This is a genomic window from Okeania sp. SIO2F5, from assembly GCF_010692685.1.
Taxonomy (GTDB): domain Bacteria; phylum Cyanobacteriota; class Cyanobacteriia; order Cyanobacteriales; family Microcoleaceae; genus Okeania; species Okeania hirsuta.
This window is the reverse complement of the sequence record NZ_JAAHGU010000173.1, coordinates 1-13,591: the sequence shown is the minus strand read 5'-3', so window position 1 is coordinate 13,591 and position 13,591 is coordinate 1. Positions and strand designations below refer to the sequence as shown.

The 13,591-nt window shown below is 36.4% G+C and carries 10 protein-coding genes and 1 tRNA gene; 10 read left to right on the top strand and 1 reads right to left on the bottom strand.

The window, feature by feature from the left end:
* The 9 genes from F6K27_RS29620 to F6K27_RS29580 all read left to right on the top strand — a co-directional run.
* Positions 1-708: N-acetyltransferase (locus F6K27_RS29620; protein WP_287300948.1), on the top strand; the 708-nt coding region annotated here is incomplete at its 5' end.
* Between the two features lie 6 nt (positions 709-714).
* Positions 715-1,692 (top strand): GNAT family N-acetyltransferase, encoded by a 978-nt coding sequence (locus F6K27_RS29615; RefSeq protein WP_287278282.1) that lies wholly within the window; start codon positions 715-717, stop codon positions 1,690-1,692.
* A gap of 286 nt (positions 1,693-1,978) precedes the next feature.
* Positions 1,979-2,036, top strand: a tRNA-Asn gene (locus F6K27_RS29610).
* Positions 2,037-2,611: 575 nt separating this feature from the next.
* Positions 2,612-3,460: a bifunctional 2-polyprenyl-6-hydroxyphenol methylase/3-demethylubiquinol 3-O-methyltransferase UbiG gene (locus F6K27_RS29605; RefSeq protein ID WP_287278283.1), complete on the top strand. Its 849-nt coding sequence runs from the start codon at positions 2,612-2,614 to the stop codon at positions 3,458-3,460.
* 187 nt (positions 3,461-3,647) lie between these two features.
* Positions 3,648-4,037 (top strand): 50S ribosomal protein L7/L12, encoded by a 390-nt coding sequence (gene rplL, locus F6K27_RS29600; RefSeq protein WP_287278284.1) that lies wholly within the window; start codon positions 3,648-3,650, stop codon positions 4,035-4,037.
* Positions 4,038-4,317: 280 nt separating this feature from the next.
* A complete protein-coding gene (locus tag F6K27_RS29595; RefSeq protein ID WP_287278286.1) occupies positions 4,318-4,479 on the top strand; it encodes a hypothetical protein in 162 nt (53 codons plus the stop codon).
* A gap of 835 nt (positions 4,480-5,314) precedes the next feature.
* On the top strand, positions 5,315-6,790 hold the full coding sequence (locus tag F6K27_RS29590) for a hypothetical protein (RefSeq protein WP_353736090.1): 1,476 nt from the start codon (positions 5,315-5,317) through the stop codon (positions 6,788-6,790).
* Positions 6,791-7,715: 925 nt separating this feature from the next.
* Entirely contained in the window at positions 7,716-7,850 is a 135-nt protein-coding gene (locus tag F6K27_RS29585; RefSeq protein ID WP_287278290.1) for a hypothetical protein, read from the top strand.
* 15 nt (positions 7,851-7,865) lie between these two features.
* Positions 7,866-8,177, top strand: coding sequence for a hypothetical protein (locus F6K27_RS29580; RefSeq protein WP_287278291.1), 312 nt, complete (start codon positions 7,866-7,868; stop codon positions 8,175-8,177).
* A gap of 364 nt (positions 8,178-8,541) precedes the next feature.
* Here F6K27_RS29580 and F6K27_RS29575 read toward each other — a convergent pair whose 3' ends face one another.
* Positions 8,542-10,071, bottom strand: coding sequence for an AAA-like domain-containing protein (locus tag F6K27_RS29575; RefSeq protein WP_287278293.1), 1,530 nt, complete (start codon positions 10,069-10,071; stop codon positions 8,542-8,544).
* 889 nt (positions 10,072-10,960) lie between these two features.
* Here F6K27_RS29575 and F6K27_RS29570 point away from each other — a divergent pair.
* Positions 10,961-12,787, top strand: coding sequence for a serine/threonine-protein kinase (locus F6K27_RS29570; protein ID WP_287278294.1), 1,827 nt, complete (start codon positions 10,961-10,963; stop codon positions 12,785-12,787).
* The last annotated feature ends 804 nt before the right edge of the window (positions 12,788-13,591 follow it).

Below are 13,591 nucleotides of genomic sequence, written 5' to 3'. Positions count from 1 at the left end.
TGTGAAGGTATAGAACAAGAAATCATTAGGTGGGGTGAAGCACGAATAAAAGAAGTCACTAGAGATAAGAGTGTATATGCCAAGTTTCGATCGCCTGTTCGCGATACTCAAACCGAACGCATTGCATTATTAGACAGTTGTGGTTTCACTCCCAAGCGTTACTTTTTTGAGATGGAGCGATCGCTTACCAAACCCTTACCCAAACCGGAGTTACCTATAGGTTTTACATTAAAGTCTCACTCTTCTGTGCATTTTTCTGGTAAGCAGGAGCAGCGAAAATTTTTAGAAGCATGGGTGGAAGCGTATAATCAAACATTTATTGACCATTGGAACTTCCATGAGGTGAAAGTTGAGCAGGTCGAACATATAGTAAGCGGTCCTGACTATCGACCAGACTTGACCTGGGTTGCAATAGCTCCTGATGGTACTTTTGCAGCTTTTTGCCACTGTTGTTTTTATCCAGAAGAGAATAAGCACAAGGGAAGAAAGGAAGGTTGGATAAATACTTTGGGTACTCGTCGTGGTTTTCGTAAGCGTGGTTTAGGAAAAGCTATGTTACTTTCTGGAATGGAGGGTTTACAAAGTGTTGGTCTGGATAAGGCGTTACTTGGTGTTGATGCTGAAAACCCGTCGGGAGCAACTCGCCTTTATGAGTCTGTGGGTTTCCGTAAAGTTCATGCTAATATTGTTTATGGCAAAGAACTTTAAGTGTTTATGAAAACATTAGAAACTCGCTCCTATCAAGGAGAAAATGATTTAGAAGCGGTCGCTGAATTTTTCCAAGTTTGTGAAACAGTTGATCGCTTAGATGAATGGGTATCTGTTTCGGATCTGCGACAAGAATTTAATGCTCCAGATGTAGATCGAGAGCGTGACATTCGTCTTTGGAAAAATGGAGAAGGTAAACTCATTGGTTTTGGGAAGCTCTCAATACAGGAAGCGGTTGATGGTTATTTCTCTTTCAGAGTTCATCCCACAGTCAGAGGTGAAGGTATAGAGCAAGAAATCATTAGGTGGGGTGAAGCACGAATGGAGGAAGTTGCTAGAGAACGGGATGTATCTGTAAAGTTGCGATCTGCTACTCGTGACGACAAAACTGAACGCATCGCATTATTAGAAAGTTGTGGTTTTACTCCAAAGCGTTACTTCTTAAATATGGAGCGATCGCTTGCCGACCCCTTACCAAAACCAGAGTTTCCTATAGGTTTTACATTAAAGTCTCACTCCTCTGCGCAGTTTTCTGGTAAGCAGGAGCAGCGACACTTTTTAGAAGCATGGGTAGAAATGTATAACCAAACATTTATCGACCATTGGAATTTCCATGAGTGGACAGTTGAGAAGTTAGAATATAAAATGAGTTACCCTGACTACAGGCAATACTTAGATTTAGTTGCGCTGACTGCTGATGGTACATTTGCAGCTTTTTGTATTTGTTTTATTCACCCAGAAGATAACCAGCGCAAAGGAACTAGAGAGGGACAGATAGGCGATCTGGGAACTCGCCGTGGTTTTAGGAAGCGTGGGTTAGGAAAAGCTATGTTACTTTCTGGAATGGAGCGTTTACAAGCTGTTGGTATGGATAAGGTACGACTTGGTGTTGATGCTGAAAACCCGTCGGGAGCAAATAGACTTTATGAGTCTCTGGGTTTCCGTAAAGTTAATACTAAAATTATTTATGGTAAAGAACTTTAAGTTATGAATATTTATGATTTTTAACATCTTGATTGTTTTTTATTGTTCTCTGTAAAATCATGTATTGCTGATGTAGAAGAAAATTATATACGGTAAATACAGAGGTAGATAAGTCCAAAATTTGAACCTGTAAAACTAAATATTTAATCTGTTATTTTCTAGAGATTTTAAAATGAGTAAATTTTCATCAATTAATATGCCATTTGTATTTTTAAGACTGAAGTTAGAATAGTTTAATTAAATAGTTTAAGAAAATCACTTCGCGCCCAAACTTAAAAAGCTTACATACTCAATTTGGTAGAGCATTCGACTATTAATCGATTGTAGCAGGTTCAATTCCTGTGTATAAACAAACAGCTTTTTTGACTTGTGCGGAGTGATTTTAACTAAGATTTAAAAAATACAGATAAATAAGATTTATCAACATAAAAAGTTTCATCTCGCGCCCTAACTAGGAAAGCTTACATACTAGCCAAATGGTAAAGGCACTTGACTCATAATCAAGCTAGCGAAAGCTAATACAGGTACCCTCCGGGAACGCCTTCGGCGAACAAATCCTGTGTATAAACAAACAGCTTTCTTAACTTGCGCGAGGTGATTAAAATTGTTTAATTTCCACTAAGACTAAGAAAGAGTAAAAAAATCTGAATTCGATAATTTATAAAAATTACTAAAAATATAATTTTCATCTCGCACCCTAACAGAAAAAACTTACATACTAACCAAACAGCCCTTGATTTGGATTCAAAAAAATGCAGGGTAAATTACTGTGTATGAATAAATAGCTTTTTTGACTTGTGCGAGATGATTTAATAACTGCATAAAAGCGTTAATTATAATTTAAAAACAAAAAAATATTAAGAGCATTATTTATTAATAAAAACAAATTTTATTTGTCGTTAATATTTGATAAAAAACAATGTCAGACAAATCTCGGTTAAAGCTTTCAAATGAAGCCTTAAGTTACTACAATAGAGGTGAAGAAGAGCAACGCTTGTCCAAAGATGAAGGAAAACTTGAATTTGCTCGCACCCAAGAACTTCTCAGTCGTTTTCTACCCGCTCCTCCTGCTGTTATTTTCGATGTCGGTGGTGGTTCAGGTGTCTATGCTTTTTGGCTTGCTCAACAAGGGTATGAAGTTCATCTTATAGATGTAGTACCTCTACATATACAGCAAGCTCAAAACTTTTCTCAAACTCAACCTAATTATCCTCTTGCAACCATGGAGGTTGGAGATGCTCGTCAATTAGAGCGGCCAGATAAGAGCGTTGATGTTGTTCTCCTATTTGGTCCCCTGTATCACTTAACAGAACGTAGCGATCGCTTAACTGCTTTGCGTGAAGCTACTCGCATCTTAAAAACTGGTGGTCTTTTGTTTGCTATTGGTATTTCGCGCTTTGCTTCAACTTTTAGTGGATTATTTCAGGGAAATTTCAACGATCCGGAGTTCGTGGAAATTGTTCGACGAGATTTAGCTGAAGGTCAGCATCGCAACCCTAATAACCACCCTACTTACTTTACTACAACATTTTTTCATCATCCTGAAGAACTGAAAGCAGAGGTGGAAGAAGCAGGTTTATTTTGTGAAAAAATGTTAGCTGTTGAAGGAGCGGGTTGGTTACTTCAAAATTTTGAGGAAAATTGGAATGACCCCAGTCGTCGTGAAAGAATGCTAGAAGCTATTCGTTGGATAGAAGCAGAACCTTCTTTATTAGGAATGAGCGCTCATATTATGGCTATTGGTAAAAAAAATGATTCAAGAATTTAGAATTTAGAATTTAGAATTACCTCTCCTTGAAAAGAAGAAGATTGACTCAAAAGAAAATTTTTATTTATTATCCCCCTAAAAGGGTAGGCTTTAAACCACAATTTTTCAGTCAACAAAATGTTTGTTTGAGCAGTTTGGTCAAATCAATTTTCAGTAGATAAAACTTTTATTATATGGAGAAAGCATCATGTCTATAAAAACTGATGAAATATTGGAGGAACTCAAATATATAACAATGTTGGAAGCTACAGAATTGGTGAAACAAATAGAAGATTGTTTTCAAGTAAGTGCTGATCGAATTATTGCAGTAAAACCTAATGATAAGTTCGACAATAATGATAAAGATGACCATGAACCACAAACTATTTTTGATATTGTATTAGAGGGATTTCCTGCTAATAAAAAAATATCTTTTATTAAGGAGATACGAAGTTTAAATCTCTTTGGAAGTTTACAGGAAACTAAAAAAGTTGTTGATAATTTACCCCAAATTATTCAATCTAATGTCAATATTCAGGAGGCTGAACAGATTAAGCAAAAATTAGAGGAATTAGGAGCAACAGTTTCTTTGAAATAATTTTTGTATATGCAATAAAACTTTTGATTTCACCAGTAATGAGTTAGAAAATCTTGTCAGATAATTCAATAATTGTACTCTACCAAAAAATAATTGGACTCATGCTGCACATTTGATTGTTGCGCTTTGGTATTTGACTAACTATTCCGAGTTATAAGCAATAAATAATATTCGCGATCGCATCAAAAAATATAATGTTGCAGTAGGTACTAAAAATACTAAAGATAGTGGTTATCACGAAACAATTACGCTGTTTTGGGTAAAAATGATTCAGAAATATTTGACTACAAATTCAGCGAATAACTCTTTTGCAGAAAATGCCAATAATTTAGTCAACTTTTACGAAAATTCAGCTTTACCTTTTGAATATTACAGTAGAGAATTTCTGATGTCTGAGTCAGCTCAAAAAAATTGGGTAGAACCAGATTTAAAACCTTTGTAAAAAAGTTTGGTGGTGGTGCATTTTCAAGAATTTAGAATTTAGAATTACCTCTCTTTGAAAAGAAGAGGATAGACTCAAAGGAAAATTTTTATTTATTATCCCCTTAAAAGGAGAGGCTTTAAACCCAATTTTTTGGTAATTATTTTTGTTAGGATAACAGTGGGAGCATCTTGCTCCCGTATTCGCGGGCAGGATGCCCGCACTAGATATTGTTTGTTCCTATCTAGCATTACGCCATCGGGACTACCAAAACTTTTAAAGCTGAAAGCTATAACAATTAGCAATTATCGTCACGCCCTAAACTAGAGAGGTTACTGAATAATGAATAATGAATAATTAAGAGTTGATAGTTAATAATTATTCATTCAAAAATTCACGCCTTGAAGCCTCCTCTTTTAAGGGGATACAAAAAAAATATTTTAGTCAATCTTCTTCTTTTAAGAATAGGTAATTATTAATTATTAATTGCTGAAATACACAATTTATTAGGGAACTTGGAAGTACAATTATCTCTGAAATTGCACGGTTTATTTCATTATAAATATTAATATTAATACTCCGAAAAATACCAAAAATAATTGCATTTTTAAAGTAGATTTTTTGTGCTCAAATTAGTTAATAACGAATAATCATAGGTTATCAAATGTTTGACAATGCTTTATATTTAACATTAAAAACATGACAGATTTTTTTATCTTTTTGAGGCACTATATGGCAAGATAACCACACTACAAAAATTCAGTAGTTAATATTTGTACTTCATATATTTAGAATTTGCTGTAACTGATAACTGTTAACTGATAACTGAAATAAGGAGGTAGAAAAAATGTCTAAAATTCAAATGAATAACGATGAGCGCGACTTACGTTTAGAAATGCTCAATAGTCTGCTCACTACACCACATCGTCAATTAGAAAAAGTAGCAGAAATTCATCAATTAATTGTTGAGTTAGACCCAATTTTTTACGGTCATTTAGCAGTATGGTATCAAAATAACGGTGATGTGCGCGACCATCAAGAAGTATTCCTGGGAAACTTGTTAACAAGCAACCTCACAGAACACCGAGATGCGGGTTTCATCATGCTACAAAATTTCCCACCATACCAGGTGTCACGCATTGTAGACTTTATGAAACAACAGCAAAATAAAATGCCACGTTCCGCGCGTACTGCTGTGACTCGTTATCTACGGAAGCGCGAACAAAAGCCAGAATTTTTTGACCGTGCAGCTCTCCGTAACCGCAAGGCAATGAAGCACCTATATGCGACTTTGCACATTAAACCTAACTATCGTGCTGATGCTATCTTGTTTAAGGAAAGACCTCCAGAAGATAGTTTAGCTTTCATGCTCAAGCAGTTGGCAAAAGTAGAAACTCCAGCAGAGCAAGCAGCATTAATAGTGGAACATAAAATTCCCTATACTGTGGCGGTGGGAGCAGTGAAACAATTGACACCTACTGTGTTAGTAGCACTGATAAACTCCATGTCACCCCAGGAAATTATCAATAACTTGAAGTCTCTGACTGCTCGTGGTGCGATGGAACACCCAGAGGTAAAAGCATTAGTTGATGAGAAACTGACTGAGGCGCAAAAGAGCGATCGCGTGTCTGCTTATAAAGCTAAGGTTGCTGCTGATGCTGCTCAGGTAGATGCGGAAACTGTTGCGAAACTGGAGCAGGTGACTAACGAACAAGTGAAAAAGCGCGGTAAAATTTCTTTGCCAACTGCTTTACTTGTGGATAAGTCTGGTTCTATGCAACAGGCGATCGAAGTAGGTAAGCGTTTAGCTGCTTTGGTTTCTGGTATTACTGAAGCGGAACTATTTGTCTACGCTTTTGATACTATTCCTTATCCTGTGACTGCTCAAGGTACAGAATTGAGTGACTGGGAACGTGGTTTCCAACATATCCGCGCAGGTGGAGGTACAAGTTGTGGTTGTGCTGTAGAAGCAATGCGACGCAAAAAGCAAGTTGTCGAACAGTTTATTCTGGTGACAGATGAAGGGGAAAATACTGCACCCTATTTTGCTGATGCTTATACTGCTTATTGTCGTGAGTTGGCGGTTATGCCAAATGTGGTTATCGTGCGTGTGGGTCACTATGCTTCTAATTATGTGGAAAGTCAACTGAAGCAGAAGCAAGCACCAGTGGAAACTTTTACTTTCAAAGGTGACTACTATTCTTTGCCTAACTTGGTGCCAATGTTGTCTCAGAAATCACGACTGGAGTTGTTGATGGAAATAATGGAGACTTCACTGCCAGTGCGTGATGATCAGGAAAGTCAAAAGTTAAAAGTCAAAAGTCAAAACTAAGGAAAAATACAACTTATATCATGTCCGGATAAGAGCATGATCAAAAAAACTTTCTCCTTTTCCTCCTCTTATTTCTTGCTTCTTGCTTTTTCTTCCCTCCTGAGGACTGAGGACTGAGGACTGAGGACTCCGTCATTGTGCTGCTACTGCAACTGAGTTGGTAGTCCAGTTGTGCGTTGGTGCTATTAAAAGCACTAAACTGCAACGTTATAGTTATGGAGAATAATTGTTACCAGAAGATACAAGTCAAAAAAGCCTAATCTTCTTTATCAAAGATTAACAGAAGCATTAGAAAATGGTAGTAAAGTCCGCATTGAAGCTGAGGAAACTTATTATGGTCTCCCTGCTACTGTAACTAAAGATTTTGTAGAAATTATAGACCTCTCCGGAAAAGAGGGAGTAGGTCGTAGGGACCTTGCATGCAACCTCCCTACAGAGTAGGGGGAAATAATTGATAATTTCTACAGGATAATTAATTTTATTTTTGATTATTGGAGATGTCTTTTAATCAATGGTATTAAGAGGATATTTGAAAAGTACAGCGTGCATTTCCTAAGACACTACTCTAGACTCAAGAATTAAAAATTAATTATATCATTGTCTGTAGAAACTTTTGCAGATAGTTTGTGGTCAAATATTCTTGTAATATTGAGAGCCAAATCCCTAATAGTGGTTATGAGGAAATTACAATATAGAAGTACTAAACTCGGATAAAGTCTATATTGATACTGCTAGTCATAATTTGCTTTTTCAGCATCAAGTCCCGGCAGTAACAGTACGTTTTGATTTGGGAAAAGGACAGATTTTTTATGTCATTAGTCACTTTTGAGCTAAACATTACCAAAGACCCACATCTGGTCATTGACAACTATGTACGGATTTCCTGACAACTGGGATGCGGTTAAGCGACAAGGGAGTTCAAAACTTGCCTAGTCAAGTTAAAATTCAACCAGATACAATTAACTTTAGTAAGTTGCAAAATGCGGCGACTGCTAACGAGTTAATGGCGAAGTTGTACATGGGTGCTGTTCAAAGCGCTAAACTGCAACATCAGACTTAGGGAGAATAATTAATTGTGGCCAAAAAACAAAAGTCAAAAAAGTCTAATCTTCTTTATCAAAGATTAACAGAAGCATTGGAAAATGGTAGTAAAGTCCGCATTGAAGCTGAGGAAACTTATTATGGTCTCCCCGTTACTGTAACTAAAGATTTTGTAGAAATTATGGTCTTAGTTCCACCGGATGAATTTGATGACGAAGATGATGCTTTTAAGCAGGTGACATGGTTGGTTCGACTTTCGTCTATTTTTGCGATCGCCTATCCCACGGAATACTGGTCAACGGCAAGATTGGAAAAATTACTGGAAGTAGGTTCAAATCAAGCCTAAGTTTTTTTTAGTTATTTTTTAATTAAAACAATTTAAAAAAGTAGTCAGTAGGACTGAGAATGCGGTAAATGAGGATTTTCGCCCCACCAACCGCATTACCACCCCTAGTGAGGTCATAGTTAACGAATTTGATATCATAAGTCCTGATACTGTAATAGCAACTGCTATAGTGGGAATTAGACAAAATAGAAGTATAAAATAGGCTCAAATCTAGACAGGGAATGGCTTTTAGCTAAAAATGTAAAATCCTTAATTACCAAGGGTTCTAGGCATTTTGAGCGCATTGAAGTAATTCCCTGATCTAGACTGACACGAGCGCCATTTTTCAACCATAAAATGTTTAAGTCCTAATAGTTGTTTGAATTTAAAGACAATTTCTAAAATATAAATGATATAAATCATAACGTGGTGTTGCTTGGTTTTCTTGGAAATTGACTAATCCTATACTGTGTAATTTTAACCCTTCCATTGTTTCTAATTGTACTGGTTGATTAGAATTCATTACTGTTTTAGCTGCTTGTGCTAACTCTGGAGATTGTTGTAAATGCCACCAATGTCGCTGTAAATGATCTGCATAACATCCTACATCTGTTGCTGCTGTTTTTAATAGATCATCAATGCTAATATTGTTTTGATAAATTTCATATAGAGCTAATTTGATTAAGTAAGGATTTCCACCAACAATTGCCATTAATTTTTCTATTTCAGAGATATTTAATTGCAATTGATAATAGCTAGCTAAATTTTTGATTTGGGCTGCATTCAACTCTGGTAAATCAATTGGTAAGCCAACATTAAAAGGTGATTGATTAATATCTATAGGCACATAACTTTCTGTTGAATGTACAACTACTAACCGCATATTTTTCCAAAGATCGCGATTTTTTGCATCTTCATGCCAAGCTCGTAACAAACTAAAAAAATCCACAGTAATTTCTGGATATTGAAAAATATTATCTACTTCATCTAATACTAAGACTATAGGAGTATTAATACTTTTCAAAATATGTCTTTCAAAATAAGATTTACAAGATACTTTACTACCAAAAATTTCGTTCCAATAATTATCTAAATTAGTAGGCAAATTTAATTCTGAAGCTACCTCTGCACTAAACCATCGTAAGAATATATCTAAATTGTCAAAAATTTGACGTTCAACTAATTGAAAATTTAATACTGCTGTTTTATATCCTAATTTTTCAACATCATGTAAAACTCTTGCCATTAAAGATGTTTTTCCCATCTGTCTCGGTGCTTTAATTCTAATCAAAGCACCAGGTTTAGTAATTTCTTGATAACAATTTTCTTCAAGAGGAGAGCGCTTAATATAAAAATTATGATGGTAATCATCTTGATTTTTGGGTAATTTTGGTAGTGAGGATGGCAAAGGTTTTTTATTATACTCATTTATATTCAGAGAATTATTTAATATTAATCTTGATTTTGTTTCAGGAATTGAGGGAGATAATTCATTTCCGATTAAGAGCATAATTTCAGCAACTAAGTCTTGAATATTTTCTTCACTTTTTAATTCCCATTGTGGCATTTTATTCAAGTAAGCATAGAGATTATAATCCCAAGTTAGATCGACAGAAGTATCAATTAAAACAGGTAGAATCCAAGGTTTATTATTTGGATGAATGTTTTGAAATTCTCTTGCTCGTCTCACCGTTTCTGTTACCATTTCACAGGTTATTGATTGAGGATTCAATAACAAAATCAAGTAATCAGATTGGTTGAGTTTTCTTTCTAAATCTGGCAAATATTCTGCTTCTTTGTCGTTATTTTTTGCTATAAAATATTCATATTTATTTGCTTCTATTTGTTCAACAAAAAGAGTAGTAAGTAAATTTATTTTATAGCTTTTGTTTGAAAATATAAGTATTTTTTGCATGGTAAAACTAGGTGATTTAGCAACTGTTTGAAGCAGGTGATAGGTTGTATGTTTTAGGTTCAATAGCGTAGCAACTATAAAATTAAACAATATTATATCTAGTATAGTTGAGTAATTCCAAATATAGCAGTCGAAGCAAAGGCTAGGACAGATCAAAAGCTTAAAACTTAGACAGCGACATATTTTTCCTTCTTTCTTCTGCTATATCTCAAGGTGAGTTGAATAAAAAGATTAATCTCTTCACTAATAATCTTACCTATACTATTTTTAACATTATTTGCCCTCAAAAGTATTAATTATGACAAAAAAAATCAGGTCTCAAGCCTCCCATTATAGGAGGTACTGATAACTGATAATTGAATTGACATGAGCTAAATATTCTGTTGATATACAAGGCATGATTCCTGACTATAATAATGTCTAAGTTTAAAAGTTAACGGTATTATTTAATTGGCTATAAATAAAAATCCACAGCATAAAATCAATTACTCAATTACTGAAATAAATATTACACATCAAATAGAATTCCCCGATTAGTTATATTTATTCCTAAATTTACTTCTTGCCTACAGCTACCTACTTAATTATAGGTGTTTTTCCCTGAATGATGACAGAAATTTATCTAGTCTACATGATTGTGACAGTGGAAACCATGACGGATTTTTGGTATAATGTAGTAATGCTCTTTCAATTGTATAAAAAATATTCTGGGAAAAAGCAACAGAGGGTAAGAGTTTAAAACTGTTTATCCATTTTGGAATTTTTTACAAATTATGTACGGATTACTATAAAAATTAAATGAAAAAAATAATTGATCGGCAAAACAAGAAAAAAATAAAAAAATCAATATATTTTAAAATAATCAACTAAGTTATTACCCGTACAAAATATGAGTTATTGCTACAATCCTACTTGTCAAAAACCTCAAAACCCAGACAAAAATATATTTTGCCAAAGTTGCGGTGCAAAACTAATCCTTAGAGAACATTACCGCCTCCTAAAACCAATCGGAATAGGTACATTTAGCCGGACATTATTGGCAGTTGATCAAGACATCCCTTCAAAACCAATATGTGTAATTAAACAATTTTTACCTGTAGGCATTCCTGGCAAAAATGCAGCACAAAATATTAGTGAAATAGAAAAAGCATCAGCCTCATTTAGCCGAGAAGCATTACAACTAGACAAACTAGGAAAACATCCACAAATTCCTAGTTTATTAGCCTATTTTGTTGTCTCATCTTATAGATATTTAGTACAAGAATATATAGAAGGTAAAAATTTAGCTCAAGAATTAAAAGAACAAGGAACATTTAACGAACAAAAAATTAGAAAATTTCTGAGAGAAATACTGCCAGTTTTGCAGTTTATCCACAAAAATCAAGTAATTCATCGGGATATTAAACCAGAAAATATTATCCGTCGTGGTACTAATGAGAGTGAATATGACTGGGGAAGAAATTTATATTTAGTAGGTTTCGGCGCTGCCAAAGCTATTTCTACTAATCCCGCAGTCAAAAGTGGTACGGTTATCGGTTCTCCAGAATATACTGCACCAGAACAGTTAATTGGTCAAGCTGTATTTGCTAGCGATATCTATAGTTTAGGTGTTGTCTGCATTCAGTTAATGACTCTACTCGACCCCTTCGACCTGCGTCATGGTGAAGAATGGTTATGGCAGGAACATTTACCCAGACCTGTAAGCACATCTTTGAATAATATTATTGATCGGATGTTACAACCATCGCTTCAACAACGCTATCATTCAGTAGAAGAAGTACTGAATGATTTAATGCAGACTACAAAGAGTTCTTGGGAAGGGTATGAAAGTTTAGAAAGTCACGGCGATCAAGTCAGAACAGTAGCATTTAGTATTGACGGTCAGACTGTGGTGAGTGGGGGTGAAGATAATAGCATTAAAGTCTGGACTCTGAAGACTGGTAGCGAACCCCGTACTTTGGGGGGATGGATGTTTAGTCATTCGGGATGGGTGCAGGAGGTCGCTTTGAGTTCAGATGGTCAGACTTTGGTCAGTGGTAGTAATGACGGCACTGTAAAAGTTTGGAATTTGGGTACTGGTAAGTTAGTGAGAACTCTAGGTGGTTGGTTGGGTCAAGACTGGGGTGCTGTGCAGGCGATCGCTATTAGTCAAGATGGTCAGATATTGGCAAGCGGTCATGGTGACAAGACGGTGAAGGTTTGGTATCTCAACAGTGGGAAAATGCGAGGATATTTGAAAGGTCATACTGCATGGGTGGAGTCAGTTGCTATTAATCCTGATGGCAAGGTCTTAGCGAGTGGGAGTGGAGATAAGACGATTAAGTTGTGGGATGTGGGCACAGGGAGGTTATTGTTGACCTTGACTGGTCATAGTGATGTGGTACGGAGTGTGGCGATCGCTCCTGACGGTCAGATATTAGCGAGTGGGAGTAGTGACAATACTATTAGGTTGTGGCAGTTAGCGACCGGAGATTTATTAGGAATATTGCAGCATCCTGATGGAGTGAATGCGGTTGCTATTAGTCCCGATGGTTTGATTTTAGCAAGTGGATGTCGAGATGGGAATATGTATTTATGGAACCCTTATACGATGGAGGAGTTAGGAGTATTGAGTCAGGAAGCAGTAGTTAATGCAGTAACGTTTAGTGTAGATGGTCAAATGTTGGCAGCAGGTTGTGGTGATGGAAGTGTGGGTATTTGGCGAAGGTTGAGTTAGAGTAGGGTAGTGGGGGAGTAGAGGCGAACGGCGGTTCGCCCTTACAGGAGTAGGGGAGTAATTGTTTTTTAGAGAAAGTTATAGCGCTGCGCGCAGGCAAAAGGCAATAGGCAACAGCTCCGGAAGGGGGAATAAAAAGCTGATAATATAAGACTTTTACCTATTGCACACCTCCTGCAATTTGTAAATATGCCAGCGCACATTGCTATAGTTTTAAAACAGTTATGGTTTTATAACAAGCGTGAAAAAAGAATGTTACGAATAGTAAGAGGAATAAAAAGACATGTGCAGGATATGTCCTTTGACAAAGCGGTCGATCTTCGGAGCTTCCCGTAGGGTGGGATGGTGAGAGAACCTCGCTGGCCGACCATCGACCAAGAGATCAGTGCGACCCAGCGACGATGCCAGTCGCACCTGGTAGCGCACCAAGAGAAAAGAATGATTTGCGACCTGAAAAATGGTATTGAAGCTATTCCCGTGTGACTCGGTCTTCCTGAGTTACCCTCCTGGTTCCCCTCCTGGGAGGGGCGGGGGTGGGTTGGGCGCGTGGGTGGGTTGACTCCTCAGAAATATCCTAGCTATTTGTAGCAAATATTGGCTTTGTTGCACAAAAGATGATGTTTAGGGTAAAAATAAAGAAGTCAAGATGGTACACGAAACTACACTCAGCAGATATGAGTAAGAGTAAGTCTAAATCCAACTCCAAGTCCTTGTATCGACTCAAAAACTGGTCTGAGTATGATGCCTCCTTAAAGCAGCGAGGGAGTCTCACTTTTTGGCTGACTCCAGAGGCCATGGAGCAGT

Coding starts and splice junctions, on each gene's coding strand:
- F6K27_RS29605 (WP_287278283.1), top strand. CDS start 2,612: ATGTCAGACAAATCTCGGTTAAAGCTTTCAAATGAAGCCTTAAGTTAC.
- F6K27_RS29575 (WP_287278293.1), bottom strand. CDS start 10,071: ATGCAAAAAATACTTATATTTTCAAACAAAAGCTATAAAATAAATTTA.
- rplL (WP_287278284.1), top strand. CDS start 3,648: ATGTCTATAAAAACTGATGAAATATTGGAGGAACTCAAATATATAACA.
- F6K27_RS29615 (WP_287278282.1), top strand. CDS start 715: ATGAAAACATTAGAAACTCGCTCCTATCAAGGAGAAAATGATTTAGAA.
- F6K27_RS29570 (WP_287278294.1), top strand. CDS start 10,961: ATGAGTTATTGCTACAATCCTACTTGTCAAAAACCTCAAAACCCAGAC.